The 25645-nt window shown below is 58.8% G+C and carries 27 protein-coding genes and 1 pseudogene; 16 read left to right on the top strand and 12 right to left on the bottom strand.

Annotation, left to right across the window (positions count from 1 at the left end):
* Nucleotides 1-110: 110 nt before the first annotated feature.
* From lptB to V6F78_RS18885, 5 genes are read right to left on the bottom strand one after another with little or no spacing between them, the layout of a single operon-like run.
* Nucleotides 111-836: an LPS export ABC transporter ATP-binding protein gene (gene lptB / locus V6F78_RS18865; protein WP_047273366.1), complete on the bottom strand. Its 726-nt coding sequence runs from the start codon at nt 834-836 to the stop codon at nt 111-113.
* Nucleotides 836-1378 carry a lipopolysaccharide transport periplasmic protein LptA gene (gene lptA / locus V6F78_RS18870; RefSeq protein ID WP_047292283.1) on the bottom strand — a complete coding sequence of 181 codons (543 nt, stop codon included), beginning with the start codon at nt 1376-1378 and terminating at the stop codon, nt 836-838. Before lptA ends, lptB begins: the two co-directional genes overlap by 1 nt.
* Nucleotides 1365-1937 (bottom strand): LPS export ABC transporter periplasmic protein LptC, encoded by a 573-nt coding sequence (gene lptC, locus V6F78_RS18875; RefSeq protein WP_047273368.1) that lies wholly within the window; start codon nt 1935-1937, stop codon nt 1365-1367. Before lptC ends, lptA begins: the two co-directional genes overlap by 14 nt.
* Nucleotides 1938-1945: 8 nt before the next feature.
* On the bottom strand, nt 1946-2470 hold the full coding sequence (locus tag V6F78_RS18880; protein WP_047273369.1) for a KdsC family phosphatase: 525 nt from the start codon (nt 2468-2470) through the stop codon (nt 1946-1948).
* The gene (locus V6F78_RS18885) at nt 2470-3444 is read right to left on the bottom strand and encodes a KpsF/GutQ family sugar-phosphate isomerase (RefSeq protein ID WP_047292296.1); all 975 of its coding nucleotides are present in this window, start codon (nt 3442-3444) and stop codon (nt 2470-2472) included. The genes V6F78_RS18880 and V6F78_RS18885 overlap by 1 nt, the downstream gene beginning before the upstream one ends.
* A gap of 292 nt (nt 3445-3736) precedes the next feature.
* On the opposite strand from V6F78_RS18885, the gene V6F78_RS18890 reads away from it, so the two are divergent.
* The 10 genes from V6F78_RS18890 (at nt 3737) to hisC (ending at nt 11769) form a co-directional block, all read left to right on the top strand.
* The gene (locus V6F78_RS18890) at nt 3737-4546 is read left to right on the top strand and encodes an ATP-binding cassette domain-containing protein (protein WP_047273371.1); all 810 of its coding nucleotides are present in this window, start codon (nt 3737-3739) and stop codon (nt 4544-4546) included.
* Nucleotides 4546-5343, top strand: a complete 798-nt coding sequence (gene mlaE / locus V6F78_RS18895; protein ID WP_047273372.1) for a lipid asymmetry maintenance ABC transporter permease subunit MlaE — start codon at nt 4546-4548, stop codon at nt 5341-5343. The genes V6F78_RS18890 and mlaE overlap by 1 nt, the downstream gene beginning before the upstream one ends.
* Nucleotides 5343-5810: an outer membrane lipid asymmetry maintenance protein MlaD gene (gene mlaD, locus V6F78_RS18900; RefSeq protein WP_047273373.1), complete on the top strand. Its 468-nt coding sequence runs from the start codon at nt 5343-5345 to the stop codon at nt 5808-5810. The genes mlaE and mlaD overlap by 1 nt, the downstream gene beginning before the upstream one ends.
* Nucleotides 5811-5821: 11 nt before the next feature.
* Nucleotides 5822-6469, top strand: a complete 648-nt coding sequence (locus V6F78_RS18905; RefSeq protein WP_047292298.1) for an MlaC/ttg2D family ABC transporter substrate-binding protein — start codon at nt 5822-5824, stop codon at nt 6467-6469.
* Complete coding sequence (locus tag V6F78_RS18910; protein WP_047273375.1) at nt 6466-6771, top strand: STAS domain-containing protein; 306 nt, start codon at nt 6466-6468, stop codon at nt 6769-6771. Before V6F78_RS18905 ends, V6F78_RS18910 begins: the two co-directional genes overlap by 4 nt.
* Nucleotides 6772-6886: 115 nt before the next feature.
* Complete coding sequence (locus V6F78_RS18915; protein ID WP_003439919.1) at nt 6887-7126, top strand: BolA family protein; 240 nt, start codon at nt 6887-6889, stop codon at nt 7124-7126.
* A gap of 31 nt (nt 7127-7157) precedes the next feature.
* Nucleotides 7158-8423, top strand: a complete 1266-nt coding sequence (gene murA / locus V6F78_RS18920) for a UDP-N-acetylglucosamine 1-carboxyvinyltransferase (protein ID WP_047273376.1) — start codon at nt 7158-7160, stop codon at nt 8421-8423.
* Between the two features lie 181 nt (nt 8424-8604).
* On the top strand, nt 8605-9240 hold the full coding sequence (gene hisG, locus V6F78_RS18925) for an ATP phosphoribosyltransferase (protein WP_047273377.1): 636 nt from the start codon (nt 8605-8607) through the stop codon (nt 9238-9240).
* 148 nt (nt 9241-9388) lie between these two features.
* The gene (gene hisD, locus V6F78_RS18930) at nt 9389-10714 is read left to right on the top strand and encodes a histidinol dehydrogenase (RefSeq protein WP_070413857.1); all 1326 of its coding nucleotides are present in this window, start codon (nt 9389-9391) and stop codon (nt 10712-10714) included.
* A 2-nt stretch (nt 10715-10716) separates the two neighbouring features.
* On the top strand, nt 10717-11769 hold the full coding sequence (gene hisC, locus V6F78_RS18935) for a histidinol-phosphate transaminase (RefSeq protein ID WP_047282078.1): 1053 nt from the start codon (nt 10717-10719) through the stop codon (nt 11767-11769).
* Nucleotides 11770-11833: 64 nt separating this feature from the next.
* Here hisC and algW read toward each other — a convergent pair whose 3' ends face one another.
* Nucleotides 11834-12988 (bottom strand): Do family serine endopeptidase AlgW, encoded by a 1155-nt coding sequence (algW, locus tag V6F78_RS18940; protein WP_047273380.1) that lies wholly within the window; start codon nt 12986-12988, stop codon nt 11834-11836.
* A 101-nt stretch (nt 12989-13089) separates the two neighbouring features.
* On the opposite strand from algW, the gene V6F78_RS18945 reads away from it, so the two are divergent.
* From V6F78_RS18945 to cysN, 3 genes are all read left to right on the top strand, one after another.
* Entirely contained in the window at nt 13090-13848 is a 759-nt protein-coding gene (locus V6F78_RS18945) for a Nif3-like dinuclear metal center hexameric protein (protein ID WP_047273381.1), read from the top strand.
* 200 nt (nt 13849-14048) lie between these two features.
* Nucleotides 14049-14966 carry a sulfate adenylyltransferase subunit CysD gene (gene cysD / locus V6F78_RS18950; RefSeq protein WP_047273382.1) on the top strand — a complete coding sequence of 306 codons (918 nt, stop codon included), beginning with the start codon at nt 14049-14051 and terminating at the stop codon, nt 14964-14966.
* Nucleotides 14967-14975: 9 nt separating this feature from the next.
* Nucleotides 14976-16874, top strand: a complete 1899-nt coding sequence (cysN, locus tag V6F78_RS18955; RefSeq protein WP_070413856.1) for a sulfate adenylyltransferase subunit CysN — start codon at nt 14976-14978, stop codon at nt 16872-16874.
* A gap of 64 nt (nt 16875-16938) precedes the next feature.
* On the opposite strand, the gene V6F78_RS18960 is transcribed toward cysN, so the two are convergent.
* From V6F78_RS18960 to V6F78_RS18970, 3 genes and pseudogenes are all read right to left on the bottom strand, one after another.
* Nucleotides 16939-17844 carry an acyltransferase gene (locus V6F78_RS18960; protein WP_047273384.1) on the bottom strand — a complete coding sequence of 302 codons (906 nt, stop codon included), beginning with the start codon at nt 17842-17844 and terminating at the stop codon, nt 16939-16941.
* Nucleotides 17845-19944 (bottom strand): phosphate acetyltransferase, encoded by a 2100-nt coding sequence (pta, locus tag V6F78_RS18965; protein WP_047273385.1) that lies wholly within the window; start codon nt 19942-19944, stop codon nt 17845-17847.
* Nucleotides 19945-20004: 60 nt separating this feature from the next.
* Nucleotides 20005-20321 (bottom strand): annotated as a pseudogene (locus V6F78_RS18970) (DUF3565 domain-containing protein).
* Between V6F78_RS18970 and V6F78_RS18975 the strand changes: the two are divergent.
* Together V6F78_RS18975 and V6F78_RS18980 are read left to right on the top strand one after the other, a co-directional pair.
* Nucleotides 20320-20805 carry an FKBP-type peptidyl-prolyl cis-trans isomerase gene (locus tag V6F78_RS18975; protein ID WP_047273386.1) on the top strand — a complete coding sequence of 162 codons (486 nt, stop codon included), beginning with the start codon at nt 20320-20322 and terminating at the stop codon, nt 20803-20805. The pseudogene V6F78_RS18970 and the gene V6F78_RS18975 overlap by 2 nt on opposite strands.
* Before the next feature lie 132 nt (nt 20806-20937).
* Nucleotides 20938-21420 carry a glutathione peroxidase gene (locus V6F78_RS18980; protein ID WP_047282081.1) on the top strand — a complete coding sequence of 161 codons (483 nt, stop codon included), beginning with the start codon at nt 20938-20940 and terminating at the stop codon, nt 21418-21420.
* Here the strand turns inward: V6F78_RS18980 and V6F78_RS18985 are convergent.
* Together V6F78_RS18985 and cysZ are read right to left on the bottom strand one after the other, a co-directional pair.
* Nucleotides 21417-22631 carry a glycosyltransferase family 4 protein gene (locus tag V6F78_RS18985; RefSeq protein ID WP_094990538.1) on the bottom strand — a complete coding sequence of 405 codons (1215 nt, stop codon included), beginning with the start codon at nt 22629-22631 and terminating at the stop codon, nt 21417-21419. The two genes, V6F78_RS18980 and V6F78_RS18985, sit on opposite strands and share 4 nt — an antisense overlap.
* Nucleotides 22632-22671: 40 nt before the next feature.
* Nucleotides 22672-23421, bottom strand: coding sequence for a sulfate transporter CysZ (gene cysZ / locus V6F78_RS18990; protein WP_047292307.1), 750 nt, complete (start codon nt 23419-23421; stop codon nt 22672-22674).
* Between the two features lie 312 nt (nt 23422-23733).
* Between cysZ and trxB the strand changes: the two genes are divergently transcribed.
* The gene (gene trxB, locus V6F78_RS18995; protein WP_047292308.1) at nt 23734-24696 is read left to right on the top strand and encodes a thioredoxin-disulfide reductase; all 963 of its coding nucleotides are present in this window, start codon (nt 23734-23736) and stop codon (nt 24694-24696) included.
* Nucleotides 24697-24810: 114 nt separating this feature from the next.
* Here trxB and V6F78_RS19000 read toward each other — a convergent pair whose 3' ends face one another.
* A complete protein-coding gene (locus V6F78_RS19000; protein WP_332728002.1) occupies nt 24811-25560 on the bottom strand; it encodes a hypothetical protein in 750 nt (249 codons plus the stop codon).
* Nucleotides 25561-25645 lie beyond the last annotated feature (85 nt).

Here is a 25645-nt window from a genome sequence, read left to right on the forward strand (position 1 = left end):
AAGCAAATTATATGCCTGAAACCGTAGCGTTTGCCTAGAGGTGTTTACAATTCGTCAGGCTGGCTTGAGCAAATTGAAAACACCTTCAAGGCATGTACAAGCGTAAGGGCTTACAAGCGGAACTCATTGCCCAGATACACTTCTCTCACCAATTTATTGGCCAGAATCGTTTCAGCGTCGCCTTCAGCAATCAGTTGTCCGTCATTTACGATGTAGGCAGTTTCGCAAATATCGAGTGTTTCACGAACGTTGTGATCGGTGATCAGCACGCCAATGCCTTTGGCCTTGAGGTGGTGAATGATCTGCTTGATGTCGCCCACGGAGATGGGGTCAACACCGGCAAAGGGTTCATCGAGCAGAATGAACTTGGGGGCGGTAGCCAGTGCGCGGGCGATTTCCACCCGGCGGCGCTCGCCACCCGACAGGCTCATGCCCAGGTTGTCGCGGATGTGGTTGATGTGGAATTCCTGTAACAGGCTTTCCAGCTCCTTGCGACGACCTGCTTTGTCGAGCTCCTTGCGTGTCTCAAGAATCGCCATGATGTTATCGGCGACCGAGAGCTTGCGGAAAATCGAGGCTTCCTGCGGCAGATAACCGATACCGGCGCGTGCGCGGCCGTGCATGGGTTGGTGGCTGACATCCAGGTCGTCGATCAGCACGCGACCCTGGTCAGCCTGCACCAGGCCCACAATCATGTAAAAGCAGGTGGTCTTGCCGGCGCCGTTAGGGCCGAGCAGGCCCACGATCTGCCCGCTGTCGATCGACAGGCTGACATCGCGCACCACCTGACGGCTCTTGTAGCTTTTAGCCAAATGCTGGGCTTTGAGAGTTGCCATTACTGGGCCTTCGCGTCAGTTTTTTTCTTCGGCTGGATCACCATGTCGATGCGCGGACGAGGAGCAGTCACGCTGCTACCGTTGGCGCGACCGGCGTTGGCCACTTGCTTGACCGTGTCGTAGACGATTTTCTCGCCTTCAGTGGTGTTGCCGTCGTTGATCACTTTGGCCTTGTCGATCAGGACGATGCGGTTTTGCGGTGCATGGTACTGAATGGTCACTGCGTAGGCTTTGACCGGAACCGGGTCTGTGGCTTTTTGCAGTTGTTCGAAGTAGGCCAGATTGCCGACCGAGGTCACGACGTCAATTTCGCCAGCCGCGTTGCGGGTGATCGTGACGGTATTACCGGTAATTTTCATCGAGCCTTGCGTGATGATGACGTCGCCCTTGTAGGTGGCGACGCCTTTCTTGTCATCCAGCTGCGCTTCGTTGGCCTGAATACGGATAGGCTGTTCGGTGTCGTTCGGCAGAGCCCAGGCGCTCACGCTTCCCAGTGCTGCGCTCAAACTGAGCAATAAAGGGAGGGTTTTAACGAGACTCATACTGTCCTCTTACGTTGGACAGCAGGTCCATCCTGCCGTCTTTCAAATATGCTTTCATTCCCTTGGCAGTGGTCACACCGCCAGCGCCGTCGATTCTAACGGCTTGCTCGGTCTGCGCATATTGCTTCTGTGGGAATACTGTCATGCGTGAGCTGGTGATAATCAGCTCGCGGTTGCGTTCGTCGGTGCGGGCGACACGTACCGAGTCGATCAGCTCGACCTCCGTGCCGTCCGGGTTGACCTCGCCGCGCTCACTTTGAACATGCCACGGGAACGTGGTTCCGCGGTACATCTGCAGGTCCGGGTTGGTCAGCAGCGTCACTTCGGAAGCCTTGAGGTGTTCAACCTTGTCGGACGTCATTTCATATTGCAGCTTGCCGTCCGGCAAGTACTGAAGGCTGTGGGCGTTGATGGCGTAATAGTCGATCGCGTGCTCATCCACCGCCACGGCAGGTTTGTCGAGGAAGCGTTCCGGGCTGATATTCCAGTAGCCCACGGCTGCAAACAGCGCCGCAATGACACCGAATAACAGGAAGTTGCGAATTTTTTTACTCAGCATAGAAAGCTCTATAAGTAGGCCGCGTGAGCGGCATCCAGACGGCCCTGGGCGCGCAGGATCAGTTCGCAGAATTCACGTGCGGCGCCTTCACCGCCGCGTGCCTGGGTAATACCGTGGGCGTGCTCGCGTACGAAACTGGCGGCATTGGCCACAGCCATGCCCAGGCCTACGCGACGGATAACCGGTAAATCCGGCAGGTCGTCGCCCAGATAGGCAACCTGTTCATAGCTTAGGTTGAGTTGGCCGAGAAGCTCGTCCAATACCACCAATTTATCTTCTCGACCCTGATACAGGTGCGCGATACCCAGGTTTTGCGCGCGACGTTCAACGACCGGTGTCTTGCGACCACTGATGATTGCCGTCTGAACGCCGGCTGCCATCAGCATCTTGATGCCCTGGCCGTCGAGGGTATTGAAGGTCTTGAACTCGCTGCCGTCTTCAAGGAAGTACAGCCGGCCATCAGTCAGTACACCGTCAACGTCGAAAACGGCGAGCTTGATGGCTTTGCCGCGTTTGAGCAAATCGTTGGTCATTACATCACTCCTGCGCGCAACAGATCGTGCATGTTCAAGGCGCCGACTGGGCGGTCGTGCTTGTCGACGACAACCAGCGCGCTGATTTTATGGTCTTCCATGATTTTAAGGGCCTCGGCGGCGAGCATGTCGGCGCGGGCTGTTTTGCCGTGAGGTGTCATCACCGTATCGATAGTCGCGTTGCGGATATCGATTTCGCGATCCAGCGTGCGGCGCAAGTCGCCGTCGGTGAAGATCCCGGCCAGTGTGCCGTCCGCTTCAGTGACAACGGTCATGCCCAGCCCTTTATGGGTCATCTCCATCAGGGCGTCCCTGAGCAGCGTGCCGCGTACCACTTGAGGCAGTTCATCACCCGAGTGCATGACATTTTCAACTTTAAGCAGCAAGCGGCGACCCAGTGCACCGCCAGGGTGCGAGAAGGCGAAATCCTCAGCCGTGAACCCGCGGGCTTCGAGCAAGGCAATGGCCAGCGCATCGCCCAGTACCAGCGTGGCAGTGGTCGATGACGTAGGCGCCAGGTTCAATGGGCAGGCTTCTTGGGCCACGCGGGCATCCAGGCTGACGTCGGCAGCCTTGGCCAGCGGGGACTCGGGATTGCCGGTCATGCTGATGAGCTGGATGCCGAGGCGTTTGATAAGAGGAAGCAGTGTGACGATCTCGGCGGTGGAGCCCGAGTTCGACAGCGCGAGGATGATGTCGTCGCGGGTAATCATGCCCATGTCGCCGTGGCTGGCTTCGGCCGGGTGAACAAAGAAAGCCGTGGTGCCGGTGCTGGCCAGGGTGGCGGCGATTTTATTGCCGATATGCCCGGACTTGCCCATGCCGACTACGACAACTCGACCCTTGCTCGCTAGAATCATCTCGCAAGCGCGTACGAAATCAGCGTCGATCCGGGGCAGTAAATCTTCTACGGCTTCCAGTTCGAGGCGGATGGTGCGTTGTGCAGATTGAATCAGGTCGCTGGATTGGCTCATGTTTGAAGTCGGGTAGCCTGAGAAAAGGCGGCGATTATAGCGGTTCTGAGCAATTCCCTCACGTGTGTTCGTCATGCTTTGTTGTCTCATGCCACAAAGCTCTACTGGACTTTAGGATGATTTACTCATTTTTCACTGTCCTTAACCTGAATGGGCACTCCTTCGGCCTTTGGCGGTCAGTAACAGCAGTGATATAGTTCGCCGCCAGTTCGGCCCGCTCAAGGAACGCGCGCTTCCTGAAAAGAAGCTTGATGTCCGGTTAGAGGCAGAGGCTGCATCGCAAGGAGTTTAGATGAGTGCCGATAACGCCTACGCGGTCGAGCTGAAGGGAGTTTCCTTCAAGCGCGGTTCGCGCAGCATTTTCAATAACGTCGATATTCGTATCCCGCGTGGCAAAGTCACGGGGATCATGGGTCCGTCCGGCTGCGGCAAGACCACCCTGTTGCGCTTGATGGGCATGCAACTGCGTCCCAGCAACGGCGAAGTGTGGGTCAACGGCCAGAACCTGCCGACCCTGTCGCGCAGCGATCTGTTCGACGCGCGCAAGCATATGGGCGTGCTGTTTCAGAGCGGCGCCCTGTTTACCGATCTGGATGTATTCGAAAACGTTGCCTTCCCGCTGCGCGTGCATACCGAGCTGCCGGAAGAAATGATCCGCGACATCGTGCTGCTCAAGTTGCAGGCGGTCGGGTTGCGCGGAGCCATTGACCTGATGCCGGACGAGCTGTCTGGCGGTATGAAACGCCGTGTGGCGCTGGCTCGTGCCATTGCGCTGGACCCGCAAATTCTGATGTACGACGAACCGTTTGTCGGCCAGGACCCCATTGCCATGGGGGTGCTGGTGCGTCTCATCCGTCTGCTGAATGACGCATTGGGCATCACCAGCATTGTGGTTTCTCACGATTTGGCCGAAACAGCGAGCATTGCCGACTATTTATACGTAGTGGGCGATGGTCAGGTGCTGGGGCAGGGGACGCCGCAAGAGTTGATGAATGCCGATAACCCGCGCATCCGTCAGTTCATGACTGGCGATCCCGACGGTCCGGTTCCGTTTCACTTTCCGGCGTCGGACTACCGAACCGATCTTCTGGGGAAGCGTTGATGCGCAAACAATCAATGTTGGACCGCGTCGGATTGTTCGGCCGGGCCGGGATCGACATGGTCTCGGTACTGGGGCGTTCGACGATTTTCCTGTTTCACGCATTGCTGGGGCGCGGCGGAATCGGCGGCGGGTTTGGGCTGTTGCTCAAGCAACTGCATTCCGTGGGTGTCATGTCGCTGGTGATCATCGTGGTTTCCGGCGTCTTCATCGGCATGGTGCTGGCGCTGCAAGGCTTCAGCATCCTGTCCAGCTATGGCTCGGAGCAGGCGGTGGGGCAGATGGTGGCCCTGACCCTGTTGCGTGAGCTGGGGCCGGTGGTGACCGCGCTGCTGTTCGCCGGTCGGGCCGGGTCTGCACTGACCGCTGAAATCGGCAACATGAAATCGACCGAGCAACTGTCCAGCCTGGAAATGATTGGTGTCGATCCGCTGAAATACATCATTGCGCCGCGGATGTGGGCCGGGTTCATTTCTCTGCCTGTGCTGGCCATGATTTTCAGCGTGGTCGGGATTTGGGGCGGTTCGTGGGTGGCGGTGGACTGGCTGGGCGTCTATGACGGCTCCTACTGGGCCAATATGCAGAACAGCGTGACCTTCACCGGTGACGTGCTTAACGGGATCATCAAAAGCATCGTTTTTGCCTTTGTAGTGACCTGGATTGCCGTGTTTCAAGGTTATGACTGCGAGCCCACTTCAGAGGGGATCAGCCGTGCCACTACCAAGACCGTGGTGTATGCCTCATTGGCTGTACTCGGGCTGGACTTTATTTTGACCGCCTTGATGTTTGGAGATTTCTGATGCAAAACCGCACCATGGAAATCGGTGTCGGCCTGTTCCTGCTGGCTGGCATCCTGGCTTTGCTGTTGCTCGCCCTACGGGTCAGTGGACTGTCCCCGACCGCCAGCAGTGACACCTACAAGCTGTATGCCTACTTCGACAATATTGCCGGCCTGACCGTGCGCGCCAAGGTGTCCATGGCGGGCGTCACCATCGGCAAGGTGACCGCGATCGACCTGGACCGTGACAACTTCACGGCCCGCGTCACGCTGCAGATCGAAAAAGACGTGGATAACCTGCCGGTGGATTCGACAGCGTCTATTCTCACGGCAGGCCTGCTGGGTGAGAAATACATCGGTATTAGCGTGGGCGGGGAGGATGAGTTGCTCAAGAACGGCGGAACTATTCACGACACCCAGTCGTCACTGGTTCTGGAAGACCTGATCGGCAAGTTCCTGCTCAATACCGTTAGCAAAGACGCCAAATAAGGAGTGTTTCGATGATTTCTCTCTTGCGCCGTGGCCTGCTGGTTGTTTTGGCGGCCGCACTTCCTCTGATGGCGAATGCAGCACCGGGGCAATCGGCCCACGACATCGTTCAAGACACCACCACACGTTTGCTGGCTGACCTGACGGCCAACAAAGAGCAATACAAACAAAACCCGAGCAAGTTTTACGATGCCCTGAACAATATTGTCGGGCCTGCGGTGGATGTGGAAGGCATCTCCAAAAGCATCATGACCGTCAAGTACTCGCGCAAGGCAACGCCAGCACAAATGCAGCGGTTCCAGGAGAACTTCAAGCGCAGCCTCATGCAGTTCTACGGCAATGCCTTGCTGGAGTTCAAAAACCAGGGCATCACCGTTGGGCCAGCCAAGGATGAAAGCGGCAATCGCACCAGCGTTGACATGATCGTTAAAGGCGATAACGGCGCGACTTATCCGTTGTCGTACACCCTTAACAAGGTGAACGGCGAGTGGAAAGTACGTAACGTGATCGTCAATGGCATCAACATTGGCAAGTTGTTCCGTGATCAATTCGCCGATGCCATGCAGAAAAACGGCAACGATCTGGATAAGACCATTGATAACTGGGCTGGCGAAGTGGCCAAGGTCAAGCAAGAGACTGACAAGGCCATCGACAAATGAGTGAGGGTGCCGTGACCCTGGCCGGTGAAAGCGAGCTGCGCCTCAGTGGCGTGCTTGACTACCAGACCGGCCCCCGCTTACGTAAGGAAGGCCAGGCGCTGATCAAAAAGGCGCTGGCCAAATCCCTTGTGGTGGATTGCTCGGCCGTCACCAAATCCAGCAGCGTCGGTTTGTCGTTGCTGCTGTGTTTTATCCGTGACGCACAAGCCCTGAACAAGCCATTGAGCATTCGTGCCATGCCTGAAGACATGCGCGAAATCGCTCAGGTTTCGGGCCTGACCGAGCTATTGGCACATCATTAATCGCCATTTATAGACAAGCCCCTCCGTCAGAGTCCTGTTCAGCGGGGTTCGCAGGCGCGGGGCTTTTTTGTATGATGGCCGACCCGCGCGCGTTGGGCGCCGATTGAGGTTGAGCATGCAGGCCGTAGAAGTGAAGAGCTTTCTTGAGGGAAAGCTGCCTGGAACCCAGGTAGAAGTTGAGGGCGAAGGCTGCAACTTTCAGCTGAACGTGATTAGTGACGAACTGGTGGCCTTGAGCCCGGTGAAACGTCAACAAAGCATCTATGCCCATTTGAACCCGTGGATCGCTGATGGCAGCATCCATGCGGTCACTATGAAATTCTTCAGCAGCGCGGCCTGGGCCGAGCGCACCTGAGCCCCCTGAGCCCATTGGCGTCGAGATTGTTATGGATAAATTGATTATTACCGGCGGTGCCCGTCTAGATGGCGAGATCCGCATTTCCGGGGCGAAAAACTCTGCCCTGCCGATTCTGGCTGCGACCCTGCTGTGCGATGGCCCGGTGACCGTGGCCAACCTGCCGCACCTGCATGACATCACCACCATGATCGAGCTCTTCGGCCGCATGGGCATTGAGCCGGTGATCGATGAGAAACTGTCGGTCGAAATCGACCCGAACACCATCAAAACCCTGATCGCCCCGTACGAACTGGTTAAGACCATGCGTGCTTCGATCCTGGTACTGGGCCCGATGGTTGCCCGTTTCGGTGAAGCTGAAGTGGCGTTGCCTGGCGGTTGCGCCATCGGTTCGCGTCCGGTTGACCTGCACATCCGCGGCCTTGAAGCCATGGGCGCGGTGATCGACGTTGAAGGCGGCTACATCAAGGCCAAGGCGCCCGAAGGCGGCTTGCGTGGCGCCAACTTCTTCTTCGATACCGTCAGCGTGACCGGTACTGAAAACATCATGATGGCCGCAGCATTGGCCAAAGGCCGCAGCGTTCTGCAAAACGCGGCCCGTGAACCTGAAGTGGTTGACCTGGCCAACTTCCTGAACGCCATGGGCGCCAAGGTCAGCGGTGCAGGTACCGACACCATCACCATCGATGGCGTCGAGCGTCTGCACTCTGCCACTTACCGCGTGATGCCGGACCGTATCGAAACCGGTACTTACCTGGTGGCTGCTGCCGTGACCGGCGGCCGCGTGAAGGTCAAGGACACCGATCCGACCATCCTCGAAGCCGTGCTTGAAAAACTCAAGGAAGCGGGCGCCGAGATCACCACCGGCGAAGACTGGATCGAGCTGAACATGCACGGCAAGCGTCCTAAGGCCGTCAATGTGCGTACCGCTCCTTACCCGGCGTTCCCGACCGACATGCAGGCACAGTTCATCTCGTTGAACGCCATTGCTGAAGGCACCGGCGCCGTGATCGAGACCATCTTCGAAAACCGCTTCATGCACGTGTACGAACTGCACCGCATGGGCGCCAAGATCCAGGTCGAAGGCAACACGGCCATCGTGACCGGCACTGAAACACTCAAGGGCGCGCCTGTGATGGCCACCGACCTGCGTGCGTCGGCCAGCCTGGTGATTTCGGCACTGGTGGCCGAAGGCGATACCTTGATCGACCGCATCTACCACATAGACCGTGGTTACGAGTGCATCGAAGAAAAACTGCAAATGCTGGGTGCCAAAATCCGCCGCGTTCCGGGCTAGTTTTTGGTAACAGGCATCAGGGCACACGGACTGTGTCCAGCCGCCAGGTGACGTAACGGTTTTGACGCGTTACCTTACCTGGCCTCGAATCGTTCAAGTCGAGCCTGATTATCAGGCTCGATGTTTGTCCGGCGCCGATTGCGCCCGGGCATAAGTACCCTGATAAGGACTTACGTTTCCCATGCTGACCATTGCATTGTCCAAGGGCCGTATCCTTGACGACACCCTGCCGCTTCTGGCTGAAGCGGGCATTGTGCCGACCGAGAATCCGGACAAAAGCCGCAAGCTGATCATTCCGACCTCTCAGCCAGACGTACGTTTGCTGATCGTGCGCGCCACTGACGTACCCACTTACGTTGAGCATGGCGCCGCCGACCTGGGCGTTGCCGGTAAAGACGTATTGATGGAGTACGGCGGTCAGGGCCTCTATGAGCCACTGGACCTGCGCATTGCCCAGTGCAAGCTGATGACAGCTGGTGCCGTGGGTGCCGTCGAGCCTAAAGGCCGCCTGCGCGTGGCGACCAAGTTCGTCAACGTGGCCAAGCGTTATTACGCTGAACAGGGCCGTCAGGTCGACATCATCAAGCTGTACGGCTCGATGGAGCTGGCACCGCTGATCGGTCTGGCCGACAAAATCATCGACGTGGTCGATACCGGTAACACCTTGCGCGCCAATGGCCTGGAACCCCAGGACTTCATTGCCGCCATCAGCTCTCGTCTGGTGGTTAACAAGGCTTCCATGAAAATGCAGCACGCCCGCATTCAAGCCCTGATCGATACCCTGCGCAAAGCAGTGGAATCCCGACACCGCGGCTGACTCACCCGCGCGTCTCCGGGCGCGCCCATCTATCCGTGTAAAAGCCAGAATTCTCAGGTACCCGCGCGGATGGCTTGGTAGTCTTGCGGTGCCTGAGCTGTGCAATATCCTGAATTCTAAGCATTCGCCAATTACCGAGGCCCTCGCTATGACCGCTCCCACTGCAATTCGCCGTCTCAACGCTGCTGATCCGGATTTCGCGCAGCATCTGGATCATCTGCTGAGCTGGGAAAGTGTGTCTGACGACTCGGTCAACCAGCGCGTGCTCGACATCATCAAGGCAGTGCGTGAGCGTGGCGATGCGGCGCTGGTGGAATTCACCCAGCGCTTCGACGGCCTGGAAGTGGCCTCGATGGCGGATCTGATCCTGCCTCGTGAGCGCCTGGAACTGGCCTTGACCCGCATCACTGCCGAGCAGCGCGAGGCGCTGGAAAAAGCCGCCCAACGCGTGCGCAGCTACCACGAAAAGCAAAAGCAAGACTCCTGGACCTACACCGAAGCCGACGGCACGGTGCTCGGGCAAAAAGTCACGCCGCTGGACCGTGCCGGTTTGTATGTGCCGGGCGGCAAGGCGTCGTACCCGTCGTCGGTGCTGATGAACGCGATCCCGGCCAAAGTGGCCGGTGTAACCGAAGTGGTCATGGTCGTGCCGACCCCGCGGGGTGAACTCAACGAACTGGTGCTGGCTGCCGCCTGCATTGCGGGCGTGGACCGGGTATTCACCATCGGCGGCGCGCAGGCGGTTGCCGCGCTGGCTTATGGCACCGAAAGCGTCCCTAAAGTCGACAAAGTCGTCGGGCCGGGCAACATTTATGTCGCCACTGCCAAGCGCCACGTGTTTGGTCAGGTCGGTATCGACATGATCGCCGGGCCGTCGGAGATTCTGGTGGTGTGTGATGGCCAGACCGACCCTGACTGGATTGCCATGGACCTGTTTTCCCAGGCCGAGCACGACGAAGACGCTCAGGCGATTCTGGTCAGCCCCGATGCCGAGTTCCTCGACAAGGTCGCCGCCAGCATTGCCAAACTGTTGCCGACCATGGAGCGCGCCGAGATCATCAACACCTCAATCAATGGCCGTGGCGCGCTGATTCTGGTGGACGACATGCAGCAGGCCATCGACGTGGCCAACCGTATCGCCCCGGAACACCTGGAGTTGTCGGTTGCCGACCCCCAGGCGTGGTTGCCGCAGATTCGCCACGCCGGTGCAATTTTCATGGGTCGTCACACCTCAGAAGCGCTGGGTGATTATTGCGCAGGCCCTAACCATGTGTTGCCGACCTCGGGCACGGCGCGTTTCTCCTCGCCGTTGGGGGTCTATGACTTCCAGAAGCGTTCATCGATCATTTTTTGCTCCGAACAAGGCGCTTCCGAGTTGGGCAAGACGGCTTCGGTCCTGGCCCGTGGCGAGTCGTTGACCGGCCACGCCCGCAGTGCCGAGTACCGCATCATTGCTGACAAAAAGGGGCAATAAGCATGAGCAAATTCTGGAGTTCCTTCGTTAAAGACCTGGTGCCTTACGTGCCGGGCGAGCAGCCGAAACTGACCCGACTGGTCAAGCTCAACACCAACGAAAACCCTTACGGCCCTTCGCCCAAAGCCCTTGCGGCCATGCAGGCCGAGCTCAATGACAACCTGCGCTTGTACCCGGACCCGAACAGCGACCTGCTCAAGCAGGCGGTGGCCAGCTATTACGGCGTACAGCCCCGTCAGGTGTTTTTGGGCAACGGCTCGGACGAAGTGCTGGCCCATGTCTTCAATGGCTTGTTTCAGCACGACCAGCCGTTGTTGTTTCCGGACATCAGCTACAGCTTTTATCCGGTGTATTGCGGGCTGTACGGCATCGAGTTCGAGCCCGTAGCGCTGGATGCACAGTTCCAGATCCAGCCGACCGATTACGCCAGACCCAATGGCGGCATCATCTTCCCCAACCCCAATGCGCCGACGGGTTGCCTGCTGGCGCTGGAGGCTATCGAGCAGATACTCAACGCCAACCCGGACTCGGTGGTGGTGGTCGACGAAGCCTACATCGACTTTGGCGGGCAGACGGCAATCAGTCTGGTGGATCGTTATCCGAACCTGCTGGTGACCCAAACCCTGTCCAAATCCCGCTCGCTGGCAGGTTTGCGGGTTGGGCTCGCGGTAGGGCATCCCGACCTGATCGAGGCGCTGGAGCGCATCAAAAACAGCTTCAACTCCTATCCGCTGGACCGCCTGGCGATAGTCGGTGCAGCTGCGGCGTTCGAGGATCGTGACTATTTCGAGCAGACCTGCAAGGCCGTCATCGACAGCCGTGAACAGCTGGTCGGGCAACTTGAGGGGCTGGGGTTTGAGGTGCTGCCGTCAGCGGCCAACTTCATCTTCGCCCGCCACCCGGAGCACGATGCCGCGGCGCTGGCCGCCAAGTTGCGTGCACAAGGTGTGATCGTGCGCCACTTCAAGCAACTGCGGATCGACCAGTTCCTGCGCATCACCATCGGCACGCCGGAGCAGAACGCAGCGTTGATTGAAGGGTTGTCAGGCGTTTAATCAGACAGTATTGCCGCTGCCCATGACGTGAGTGTCACCAGGGCAGCGGCCGTACGAAGTGCGTTTATTCCTGCTGCGGCGGCTGTTCCTGTGGTGGACGCAAGCCCACTTCGGCCGTCAGTTTCAGCTCTTTGCCATTACGCATCACTTGAATGCTGATTTTCTCCGACGGCTTGATTCGCGCCACCTGGTTCATTGAGCGACGACCGTCACTGGCGGGGGCGCCATCAATGCTCAGAATCACATCACCCAACTGCAGACCCGCTTTTTGCGCCGGGCCATCGCGGAAAATCCCCGCCACGACAATCCCCGGACGACCGCTCAGGCCGAACGATTCGGCCAGGTCCGGGGTCAACGGTTGCACTTCAATCCCCAACCAGCCACGAATCACTTGGCCGTGTTCGATGATCGACTTCATGACCTCCATCGCCAGATTGATCGGGATGGCAAAGCCGATACCTTGAGAGCCGCCGGATTTGGTGAAAATAGCCGTGTTGATGCCGGTCAGGTTGCCATTGGCGTCCACCAGTGCGCCGCCGGAGTTACCCGGATTGATCGCTGCATCGGTCTGGATGAAGTCTTCGTAGTTGTTCAGCCCCAACTGGTTACGGCCGGTGGCACTGATGATGCCCATGGTCGTGGTCTGGCCGACCCCGAACGGGTTGCCGATCGCCAGTGCAATGTCACCGATGCGCAGGCTGTCGGAGCGACCAATGGTAATGGCCGGCAGGTTTTTCAGATCAATCTTGAGCACCGCCAGGTCGGTTTCCGGGTCGCTGCCGATCACTCGGGCCAGGGTTTCACGCCCGTCCTTGAGGGCCACGACGATCTGGTCGGCGTTCAGCACCACGTGGTTATTGGTGAGCAAATACCCTTCGGGGCTCATCAATACCGCCGAGCCGAGGCTCGATTCCATGCGTTTTTGCTTGGGGGCGTTGTTGCCGAAAAAGTGACGGAACTGCGGGTCTTCAAACAAGGGGCGGGCGTTGCGGTTCACCACCTTGGTGGTGTACAGGTTGGCCACGGCTGGCGCGGCGCGCACCACCGCATCGGCGTAGGTGACCGGCCCTTGCTGCGCGTAATTGGTTTGCGGCGCCTGTTGCAGATTAACGTCCAGACTCGGCAGCCCGACCCATTGCGGGTAGCGCTGAATAATCAGCAAAGCGATAAGAACGCCGGCCAGCAGTGGCCAGCCAAAGAAACGCAAAGCCTTGAGCATTGAACTGAGTCCTGAAGGTTGCAGAGCCACCATGACGGCCCATAATGGCGGCCATTATACGAGGGCTGCGCGCCTCTGAACGCTATATTTAGGAGTCTTTTATGGCCGTCGCCTTGAGCACGCTGGTCGAAGAAGCAAATCGATACCTCAATTGCGCTGCAATCAGCGATTACTGCCCCAATGGCTTGCAGGTTGAGGGGCGGCCGCAGGTGCTGCGTATTGTCAGCGGCGTGACAGCCAGTCAAGCCTTGTTGGATGCGGCTGTGGAGGCCGGGGCCGATTTGGTACTGGTGCATCACGGTTACTTCTGGAAAGGGGAAGACCCGTGCGTCACCGGCATGAAGCAGCGTCGCCTTAAAACCCTGCTCAAGCACGACATCAGCTTGTTGGCCTACCACTTGCCGCTCGACCTGCACCCGGACGTGGGCAACAACGTTCAACTGGCGCGGCAACTGGACATCACCGTTGAAGGGCCGCTGGATCCCGACAATGCCAAAGTGGTAGGGCTGGTGGGCTCGTTGGCTGAGCCCATGACGGCGCGGGACTTTGCCAGACGGGTGCAAGACGTACTGGGGCGTGAACCACTGGTCATAGAAGGCAGCCCAATGATACGGCGTGTCGGCTGGTGCACCGGAGGCGGGCAGGGTTACATTGATCAAGCCGTCCAGGCCGGCGTTGACCTGTACCTCAGTGGGGAAGCGTCCGAGCAAACCTTTCACAGCGCCCGTGAAAACGACATCAGCTTCATAGCTGCCGGGCATCACGCGACCGAGCGGTATGGCGTGCAAGCGCTGGGTGATTACCTCGCCCGGCGTTTTGCCCTGGAGCACCTGTTCATCGATTGCCCCAACCCGATCTAGCTGCTCACTGACAGGCGCGGTCGCTGCAGGTTTCTGACAGCCTGCAGCGCTTTTTCAGTGGCGCTGAGCCCAAACCCCGCGATCTATTCTTAGACTTTTTCGATCTAGTTGGCGCCCTCAATATAAGAAGGTGCTGTGCTAGCATTCTCCGCTCGAACACGGCCCGCAGGCCGTTCATAAGATAGCTTTCGTGAGTAGCCATGGTCGACAAACTGACGCACCTGAAACAGCTGGAGGCGGAAAGCATCCACATCATCCGCGAGGTGGCTGCCGAGTTCGATAACCCGGTAATGCTGTACTCGATCGGTAAAGATTCCGCCGTGATGCTGCACCTTGCTCGCAAGGCTTTTTTCCCTGGCAAGCTGCCGTTTCCGGTGATGCATGTCGACACGCAGTGGAAATTCCAGGAGATGTACCGCTTCCGCGACAAGATGGTCGCCGAGCTGGGCCTGGACTTGATCACTCACGTCAACCCGGACGGTGTGGCGCAGGGCATCAACCCGTTTACCCATGGCAGTGCCAAGCACACGGACATCATGAAAACCGAGGGCCTGAAACAGGCGCTCGACAAGTACGGCTTTGATGCGGCCTTCGGTGGCGCACGCCGTGACGAAGAAAAATCCCGCGCCAAAGAGCGCGTGTACTCGTTCCGTGACAGCAAACACCGCTGGGACCCGAAGAACCAGCGGCCTGAACTGTGGAACGTCTACAACGGCAACGTCAACAAGGGCGAATCGATCCGCGTCTTCCCGTTGTCGAACTGGACCGAACTCGATATCTGGCAGTACATCTACCTCGAAGGCATTCCGATTGTGCCGCTGTACTTCGCCGCTGAGCGTGAAGTCATCGAGAAAAACGGCACCCTGATCATGATCGATGACGAGCGCATCCTTGAGCACCTGTCTGACGAAGACAAGGCGCGCATCGTCAAGAAGAAAGTCCGTTTCCGTACGCTGGGTTGCTACCCGCTGACCGGCGCGGTGGAATCGGAGGCTGAAAGCCTGACCGACATCATCCAGGAAATGCTCCTGACGCGAACTTCCGAGCGCCAGGGCCGAGTCATCGATCACGATGGCGCAGGCTCCATGGAAGATAAAAAACGTCAAGGTTATTTCTAAGGGGTTGTCATGTCGCACGTATCTGATTTGATCAGCGAGGACATCCTCGCCTACCTGGGCCAGCACGAACGCAAAGAGATGTTGCGCTTCCTGACCTGCGGCAACGTCGATGACGGCAAAAGCACCCTGATCGGGCGCTTGCTGCACGACTCCAAGATGATCTACGAAGATCACCTGGAAGCCATTACCCGCGATTCGAAAAAAAGCGGCACCACGGGCGATGACATCGACCTGGCGCTGCTGGTGGATGGCCTGCAAGCCGAGCGCGAACAGGGTATTACCATTGACGTGGCCTACCGCTACTTCTCCACGGCCAAGCGCAAATTCATCATTGCCGACACCCCGGGCCATGAGCAGTACACCCGCAACATGGCCACGGGCGCATCGACCTGTGATCTGGCAATTATTTTGGTGGATGCCCGTTACGGCGTGCAAACCCAGACGCGCCGCCACAGCTTTATTGCGTCGTTGCTGGGCATCAAACACATCGTAGTCGCCATCAACAAGATGGACCTCAAAGGGTTTGACGAAGGCGTCTTCGAGTCGATCAAGGCGGACTACTTGACGTTTGCCGAAGGCTTGAAGATGAAGCCGAGCAGCCTGCATTTTGTACCGATGTCGGCGCTCAAGGGCGACAACGTGGTGAACCGAAGCGAGCGTTCGCCGTGGTACACCGGCCAATCGTTGATGGAAATTCTTGAAACCGTCGAGGTGGCGGCCGACCGCAACTTGACCGACCTGCGTTTCCCCGTGCAATACGTCAACCGTCCCAACCTGAACTTCCGGGGTTTTGCCGGCACGCTGGCCAGCGGCATCGTGCGCAAGGGCGATGAAGTGATGGTATTGCCATCGGGCAAGAGCAGCCGGGTCAAATCCATCGTCACGTTTGAAGGTGAGTTGGAGCACGCCGGGCCGGGTCAGGCGATCACCCTGACCATGGAAGACGAGATCGATATTTCGCGCGGTGACTTGCTGGTACACGCCGACAGCGTACCGCCGGTGACTGATACCTTCGACGCCATGCTGGTGTGGATGGCCGAAGAACCCATGCTGCCGGGCAAAAAGTACGACATCAAGCGCGCGACCAGCTACGTGCCGGGCTCCATCGCGAGCATCATCAACAAGGTCGATGTCAACACCCTGGAAGAAGGTCCGGCCAGTGCCTTGCAACTGAACGAAATCGGCAAGGTCAAGATCAGCCTCGACGCACCCATTGCGCTGGACGGTTACGACAGCAACCGCACCACGGGCTCGTTTATCATCATTGATCGCCTGACCAATGGCACCGTGGGCGCAGGCATGATCGTTGCCCAGCCGGTCAGCCATGGCAGCACGGGTCATCATGGCGAGCTGGCTCACGTGACGACTCAAGAGCGTGCGCAACGCTTCGGTCAGCAACCGGCGACCGTGCTGTTCAGCGGCCTGTCGGGCGCGGGTAAAAGCACGCTGGCCTATGCCGTTGAGCGCAAGTTGTTCGACATGGGCCGTGCGGTGTTTGTGCTCGATGGCCAGAACCTGCGTCATGACTTGAACAAGGGGTTGGCACAAGACCGCGCCGGACGCACAGAAAACTGGCGTCGTGCAGCGCATGTCGCGCGCCAGTTCAACGAGGCGGGTCTGCTGACGCTGGCCGCCTTTGTGGCGCCGGACGCACAAGGCCGTGATCAGGCCAAAGCGTTGATTGGCGATGATCGCCTGATCACCGTGTATGTGCAGGCGTCACCTGCCGTCTGCGCCGAACGTGATCCGCAAGGGTTGTACGCAGCGGGTGGTGACAACATTCCGGGTGAGTCCTTCCCGTATGACGTTCCGCTCGATGCAGACCTGGTGGTGAACACGCAGGCGCTGACGGTTGATGAAGGCGTCAAGTTGGTGCTGGACCTGTTGCGTCAACGCGGCGCGATTTAAGCCACACTGAAAAAGCCCGCTGCCGAGGGATCGGTGGCGGGCTTTTTGTCTATCTGCTTGCGAATCAGCTTTTGGGGTATTCGCGATGCAACTCGCCCAGCAGGCGGTCTTTGTCTTCCCACAATTGATTGATCCAGCTCTGAAAGGCCAATTTGTACTCGGCATCCTGATCGTAGTTGCGCCCCAGAAACTCAGCCGGAATGCTCAACTCTTCAAACACCACCACGACCTCGCGCACGTTGCCGCACAGCAGATCCCAGTAACCGGGGCGGCCGCCGGGGTAGTGAATGGTCACGTTGACGATGGATTTCAGTTGCTCGCCCATGGCGTCCAGCACAAAGGCAATACCACCCGCCTTGGGCTTGAGCAGGTAGCGAAACGGTGATTGTTGCTGCCCATGCTTGGCTTCGGTGAAACGCGTGCCTTCCACGAAGTTGAAAATGCCGACCGGCTGGTTTTTAAACTTCGCACAGGTTTTGCGCGTGGTCGCCAGATCGGCGCCTTTTTTCTCGGGGTGTTTGGCCAGGTACGCCTTGGAGTAACGTTTCATGAACGGGAAACCCAGCGCCCACCACGCCAGACCAATTACCGGCACCCAGATCAACTCCTGCTTGAGGAAGAACTTCAGCGGGCGGATGCGTTTATTGAGCACGTATTGCAGCACCATGATGTCGACCCAGCTCTGGTGGTTGCTGGTCACCAGGTACGAATGCTCGTAATCGAGCCCCTCCAGTCCCTTGATCTGCCAGCGGGTCTGCCCCAGCAGGTCCATCCAGCGTTTGTTATTGCTGACCCACGCTTCGTGGATATGGCGCATCAGCCAGTCGGTGCAGCGCTGGGCGGCTGCAAAGGGCAGGCACAGTTTGAAAATGGCCACCACGAACAGCGGCGTGCAGCACACGATGGTGTTGATCGCCAGTAGCAGGGAAGCAATCACGCCGCGTAACGGCGCAGGCAGGGAGTCCAGCATTTACACATCCATAGGTCGGTTGGCGGCTTGAATCGCCGTGAGGGCGATGGTGTACACAATGTCGTCGACCTGAGCGCCGCGGGGAAGGTCGTTCACCGGTTTGCGCAGGCCTTGCAGCATAGGGCCGAGGCTGACGCAATCAGCGCTGCGTTGCACGGCTTTGTGGGTGGTGTTGCCGGTGTTGAGATCGGGGAACACAAACACGGTGGCCCGCCCGGCAACCTGGCTGTTGGGGGCGAGTTGTCGAGCCACGTCCTCATTGGCGGCGGCGTCATATTGCAACGGGCCGTCAATCAACAGGGCATGTTGTGATTCGTGCGCCAGCAGGGTGGCTTCACGGACTTTTTCGACCTCTTCACCGCTGGCCGAGTCGCCACTGGAATAACTGATCATCGCCACCCGCGGTGTAATGCCGAACGCTGCCGCAGAGTCGGCGCTTTGCAGGGCGATTTCGGCCAGTTCAGCCGCCGACGGGTGCGGGTTCATCACGCAGTCGCCGTAGACCAGAACCTGCTCGGGGAAAAGCATGAAGAACACCGACGACACCAGCGTGCAGCCGGGTGCGGTCTTGATCAATTGCAGGGCCGGGCGGATGGTGTTGGCAGTGGAGTGAATGACCCCTGACACCAGGCCGTCCACTTCGTCCAGCGCCAACATCATGGTGCCGATCACCACCGGGTCTTCAAGCTGCTGTTCAGCCATCGGGGCATTGAGGCTTTTGGTTTTGCGCAGCGCCACCATCGGCTCGACATACCGATCGCGAATCACGTCGGGGTCAAGAATTTCCAGCCCGTCCGGCAGTTCAATACCGTGGGCCTTGGCCACCGCCCGGACTTCGTCAGGCTTGGCCAGCAACACACAGCGTGCAATGCCGCGTGCCTGACAGATCGCCGCCGCCTGCACGGTTAACGGTTCGCTGCCTTCAGGCAAGACGATACGTTTGTTGGCTTGCTGAGCACGCTGGATCAGTTGATAGCGAAACACGGCAGGGGTGAGGCGCATTTCGCGCGGCGTGCCGCAACGCTGGTGCAACCATTTGGCATCCAGGTGGCTGGCCACGAAATCGGTGATGATTTCCGCACGTTCTCGGTCATCAATCGGGATTTCCTTGTTCAGGTTGTTCAGGCGGTTGGCGGTGTCATACGAACCGGTACTGACCGACAGCACGGGCAGACCCGCTTGCAGGGCCCCGCGGCACAATTCCATCAGGCGCGGATCGGGCTGGGTGTCGCTGGTCAGCAGCAACCCGGCCAGCGGCACCCCATTCATCGCCGCCAGGCTGACCGCCAGAATGATGTCGTCGCGATCCCCCGGGGTGACCACCAACACACCGGGCTTGAGCAATTGCAGGGTGTTGAGCACGGTGCGGGCGCACAAAATGATTTTTGACATGCGCCGGGTCTCGTAGTCCCCGGCATTCAGCACGTTGGCACCCAGCAGATCGGCCACGTCACGGGTGCGCGGCGCGTTGAGTTCGGGCTGATACGGGATGCAGCCCAGCAACTTGAAGTCACCGGTACGCAGCAGGGGCGAGTGTTCTTTAAGGCGCGCGGCGAAGTCTTCCATGCTTTCGTCAGTGCGTACCTTGTTCAGGATCACACCGAGGACTTTCGGGTCTTTGGGACCGCCAAACAGTTGTGCCTGCAATTCGACACGGCCCGAGAGTTCGGTCAGCACTTCGTTCTCGGGCGCCGACACCAGAATCACCTCTGCATCGAGGCTCTTGGCCAAATGCAAGTTGACCCGGGCGGCATAGCTGGCGCTGCGGGTCGGGACCATGCCTTCGACGATCAGGACGTCTTTGCCGACCGCTGCTTGCTGGTAGAGGCTGATGATTTCTTCGAGCAGTTCATCCAGTTGGCCATCGCCCAGCATCCGCTCAACGTGCGCCAACCCCAATGGCTGTGGCGGTTTCAGCCCGTGGGTGCGGGCGACCAGTTCGGTCGAGCGCTCCGGGCCGACATCGCCGGGGTGCGGCTGGGCAATTGGCTTGAAAAAGCCGACTTTCAGGCCGGCACGCTCCAGTGTGCGCACCAGCCCCAGGCTGATAGAAGTCAGGCCCACACCAAAATCAGTGGGGGCAATAAAGAAAGTTTGCATGCGAGCTTCCTGACGTGAGCAGTGCAAGGGCACGCCCGCCGAACGGGTCATGTGCCTGAATCAATTGCCAAGATTAGCGCTATCCGCCGCTTGAGCACACCAGCCACACGTAAAGGGCTGACCTATTTTTGCGTCGCGTTGTTCGGGGTCAAGCACCCAGGCCCGTGATTGCCAGGGCGGTTGATGGCGCTGGTGTTGAGTGTGGCCACAGGACAGTACGACCACCCAATGTGCCTCTTCATCCTGACGCCATCCAATGATTGTTGAACTTTTCAAAGGTATCCGTTGGTCTTGGTTGTGTTTCGTTGTGTTCGCTTTCGAGCGTTTGCTTGGTTAAACTTGCGCCCTCAATATTTTTGCAAAAGGTCTCGCCCCATGACGATCGCCGCCAATAAGGCTGTCTCCATCGACTATACCCTGACCAACGACGCTGGTGAGGTCATCGACAGCTCCGCCGGTGGCGCGCCGCTGGTTTACCTGCAAGGCGCAGGTAACATCATTCCAGGTCTGGAAAAGGCCCTGGAAGGCAAAGCAGTCGGTGACGAGCTGGAAATTTCCGTAGAGCCTGAAGACGCGTACGGCGAGTACTCCGCCGAGCTGGTCAGCACGTTGAGCAGCAGCATGTTCGAAGGCGTTGACCAACTGGAAGTGGGCATGCAGTTCCACGCTTCGGCGCCGGACGGCCAGATGCAAATCGTGACCATCCGTGATCTGGACGGCGACGACGTGACGGTTGACGGTAACCACCCGTTGGCTGGCCAGCGTCTGAACTTCAAAGTGAAAGTTGTTGCTGTTCGTGACGCGAGCGAAGAAGAAGTTGCTCACGGCCACGTTCACGGCGAAGGCGGTCATCAGCACTGATGACGGCTGCTACGCTCTGTTGAGCGAGCCAGAGAAGGGCGCCTGCGGGCGCCTTTTTTCATCTGTACAGCCTACGGCGATCGGCATCCGGAGCGATTGCCTGAACCCGATCCCGAGATTTTGGAGTCCGTCATGAGTGCTTTTCACGACCTTACCCTGGACGCCCTCGACGGCAATGAATTGCCCCTGGCCGGCCTTAAGGGCCGCGTCGTGCTGGTGGTGAACGTGGCTTCCAAGTGCGGCTTGACGCCCCAGTACGCAGCGCTGGAAAACCTGTATCAGCAATACCACGAGCAAGGCTTCAGTGTGCTGGGCGTGCCCTGCAATCAGTTTGCCGGGCAGGAGCCGGGCACCGGGGAAGACATTCAGGCGTTCTGCAGCCTGAACTACGGGGTGACTTTCCCGATGAGCAGCAAGCTTGACGTCAATGGCCCGGAACGTCACCAGCTCTATCGCTTGCTGGCAGGCGAAGGCGCCGAGTTCCCGGGCGAGATCACCTGGAACTTCGAAAAATTCCTGATGGGCAAGGACGGTCGGGTGTTGGCGCGGTTTTCCCCGCGTACGCCACCGGATGACCCCACGGTTATTCAGGCGATTGAAAAAGCGCTGGCTTAAGGCTTTTTCACCGCGACGGGAACCGGCACCGCCTGGGTGCCGGTCTGGCCGTGACACGCGCTGTACAGCAACCCCTCAAACTGCCTGATGATGGCGGGCCAGCCCTGACGGCTGGCATGCTGGCGCGCATTCAGGCGCACCGTACGCAGGGTTTCCGGGTTTTCCAGCAGCCAGCACGCGGCTTGCGTCCACGCATGTTCATCCCCGGTCATGGCCAGCACGCCGTTATAGCCCTGGCGGATGTGCAAGCCCGCAGCGGCTTCGTCATACGCCACCACGCCCAGCCCCGATGCCAGGGCTTCGAGTACGACGTTGCCAAAGGTTTCGGTCATGCTCGGAAACAAAAACACATCCCCACTGGCGTAATGTTCGGCCAGCGCCTCCCCGCACTGCATGCCACAAAAGATCGCTTCGGGCAGCGACGCTTCGAGGTGAGCCCGTTTGGGACCGTCTCCGACGATGATCAATTTGAAACGTCGCGAAGGGTATCGCGCTTCCAATGCCTGCAAACCCCGCTTGAGCGCGTCAAGATTCTTTTCCGGGGCCAGCCGTCCCACGTGCAGCAACGCGATGTCGTCCTCACGCAGCCCCCAGCTTTGACGCAAGGCCTGTTGGCGCCTGGACGGGTTGAAGCGTCGGCTGTCGACCCCCCGACTAAGCAGGTGCAGACGCTCAAAGTGCCTGCGCTCCAGCTCAAGACGCTGGCTGGTGCTGGGCACCAGCGTCAGCGCACAACGGTTATGAAACCAGCGTAAATAATGAGTCAGGGCACGCGTGATGAAACCCCAGCCGTACGGATGGGTGTACTGCTGGAAGTTGGTGTGAAAACCGCTGACCACGGCAATTCCCAAACGCCTGGCTACCCGCAACGCACACAGGCCCAACGGCCCTTCCGTGGCGATGTACACCACGTCCGGCCGCTGTAGCTGCCAGCGTTTGCTCAAGCGCCGGGTAGAGGTCATGCCCCATTGCAAGCCGGGGTAGCGAGGGATTGGCCAGCCGCGGCACAGCATCAAATGCTCATTGCTGCGCTGAGTGCCGTCCACGTGTTGCCGCGGGCGTATCAGCTCTACGTGGTGATTCAGCGCCCGTAGCCCTTCATACAGATGGCCAAGGGTATGGGCCACGCCGTTGATTTCGGGTGGGAAGGTTTCAGTGATGAGGGCGATGCGAAGGGCAGTGGTCATGACTCCAGTGTCGGGTGGAGCCATGACGTCGATGTTTCACGGTGATGATGGATTGATGAATCTGTCAGCGGCTCTGGAGCGCATCTTCCCCGCGTTCACGCACCCAGAACAGCGTGGCGCCGGCCACGGCGGCGGGCATCATCAGCAGGTTGACCACCGGGATCAACAACACCAGGTAAACAATCCCGCCAAAACTCATGCTCTGCCAGCGCTTTTCACGCAGCCAGGCCAGCATCTCGTTCCAGCCCAGCTTGTGGTTGTCCGCCGGGTAGTCGATGTATTGGATGGCCATCATCCAGATCCCGAATACCAACCACAGGGGCGCGGCGATCAGGTTCAACACCGGGATAAACGACAGGACCATCAACGCCAGGGCGCGAGGCAGGAAATACCCCAATTTGCGCATTTCACGGGCCAGCGTACGCGGCACCATGGCGATCAGTTCGCCCCAACTGAAGGCCGGAAAATCATCGCTGCCGCGCACCACGACTTCGACTTTTTCAGACAAAAAACCATTGAACGGGGCGGCAATAATGTTCGCCAGCAGGGTGAAAGTAAAAAACACCATCAGCGCCACCAGCACCACGAACAACGGCCAGAGCACGTAATTGAGAAAACTCAGCCAGTCGGGCAGCGAGGGCATCAACGTATCGACCCAGAGGCTGAACTGATGGCCGGCAAAATAGATCAGGCCGACGAACAGCAGCAGATTGATCAGCAGGGGCAACAGCACAAACACGCGCAGGCCAGGGCTAAGTACCAGCGTGAGGCCTTCGCGCAAGTACTGCGGGCCAGAAAGAACAGGGGCGGGCATAGTGGGCTCCGGGCAGTGGGAAACCGGGCGACCTTAGCGGCTTTATAGACGCCGCGAAAGCCTTGGTTCGGGATCGACAATAACTGTTACAAAGGCGCCTTGAGGACGCCGGCGATCTCATTGAGACCTGCTATGAGCTGGATTGTTAAACCGTATTTCCTTAATCTCTGCCACCTCGATACGCTGCACCCACAATTTTTCAGGATCGACGCGTTTCAGGTCTAGCCTGTATACCTTCGCGATCCCTTTTTATTCCAGCCGTTCTAGCGGCGTTCCGACCCGGTGTGATGCGGGCGGTCATAGGAGTGAGTCATGTCTGAAGTACGTCATTCGCGAGTGATTATTCTGGGTTCCGGCCCTGCCGGTTACAGCGCTGCTGTCTATGCGGCCCGCGCCAACCTCAAGCCACTGCTGATTACGGGCATGCAGGCGGGCGGTCAATTGACCACGACCACCGAAGTCGATAACTGGCCAGGTGATGTTCACGGCCTGACCGGCCCGGCGTTGATGGAGCGTATGCGCGAACACGCCGAGCGTTTCGAAACCGAGATCGTGTTCGACCACATCAACGAAGTGGACCTCAAGAACAAACCGTTCACCCTCAAAGGCGACAGCGGCACGTTCACCTGTGACGCCCTGATCATCGCCACCGGCGCCAGCGCCCGTTATCTGGGCCTGCCGTCCGAAGAGGCGTTCATGGGCAAAGGCGTTTCGGCGTGTGCGACCTGCGATGGTTTCTTCTACCGCAACAAGCCGGTCGCCGTGGTGGGCGGTGGTAACACCGCTGTGGAAGAAGCGCTGTACCTGGCCAATATCGCCAGCAAGGTGATACTGATCCACCGTCGTGAAACCTTCCGCGCCGAGAAGATCCTGATCGACAAGCTCAACGCCCGTGTGGCCGAAGGCAAGATCGAACTCAAACTGAACGCGACCCTGGACGAAGTGCTGGGCGACAACATGGGTGTGACCGGCGCGCGCCTGAAAAACAACGATGGCAGCTTTGATGAAATCAAGGTCGACGGCGTGTTCATCGCCATTGGCCACACCCCGAACACCGCGTTGTTCGAAGGTCAGCTGGCACTCAAGGATGGCTACATGGTTGTGCAGGGCGGCCGCGAAGGCAACGCCACCGCGACCAGCATCGAAGGTGTGTTTGCGGCCGGCGACGTGGCGGACCATGTGTACCGCCAGGCCATCACATCGGCCGGTGCGGGCTGCATGGCAGCACTGGACACCGAGCGCTACCTGGACGGCCTGCAGAACGCCGAGTTCTGATAGCCGCCTGAACGACAGGGCTCAGTGGGGCTTTAATCCCCGCTGCCCGGTTTACATCAATGCCCGCCTCTCACGATGCGGGCATTTTTGGTTGTACCCGTTAAGACCAATCGTTCATGTGTTGTCCGACGCCTGCCGCTCGGCCCGATACACCGCAGCGAAAATCTCGGTGATGTCATGCCGCGGGTATTGCTTTCTCAGGGTGCGCACCTTGGCGCTGAGCCGCACCAAGGTGTTGCTGGGCTTGGCCCGTTGCTCCACGGGTAGGGGTTGCGACCAGTCGATCATGGCCTGAGGCAGGGCGCGGCGGCCGGTTTTGTCGATGCGTTTGATTTCCCACTCGACCAGGCGATTGGGCAGGGTCCAGAAGGTCATGACGTGGTAGACGTACCAGAAAAATGCGTACACCCAGCCCACTTCTTTCTCACGCAAACGCCGGTGCAGGCCGGCCCGGGCATTACGGAAAGTGTGCAGTCCTTCATGGGGCGGATCGTTTGGGCCTTGCAGCCCCAGCGGGTCTTGCATGGCCTTGAGGTCATCCAGTTCGTATGCCATATAAGCGCGCACGGCCTCCCAATGGGCGATGCCCAGTTGCGACCCTGCACACTGGAATTCCAGAGTGACCCATTCACCCTCATGTTCAAAACCCATGCCCATGCCGTACTGGCGAGTGGCGCCGTATTGCGTGGCACTGTGCGACTCAATCACCCATGCGCAGAGTGATTCCCAAGGTACAAACAATGGCTCGTTATCCCCTGCGAGCGTAAAACAGACTTCGCGTCGTTGCCGATTGAAGCGGGTAGGGATGACTTCGGTGAAGTGTTTATGGGCTTTGAGCCAGACGTAGAGACACATGGCAGTCATGAAAAGCCACATCATTATGGCTATGGGCCAGCTAAAGTAGAAAACGTCCTCTATCACTTCCCTGATCAAATCGGGAGAAAAGTCG

Source organism: Pseudomonas sp. ESBL9 (genome assembly GCF_036668715.1).
GTDB lineage: Bacteria > Pseudomonadota > Gammaproteobacteria > Pseudomonadales > Pseudomonadaceae > Aquipseudomonas > Aquipseudomonas lundensis.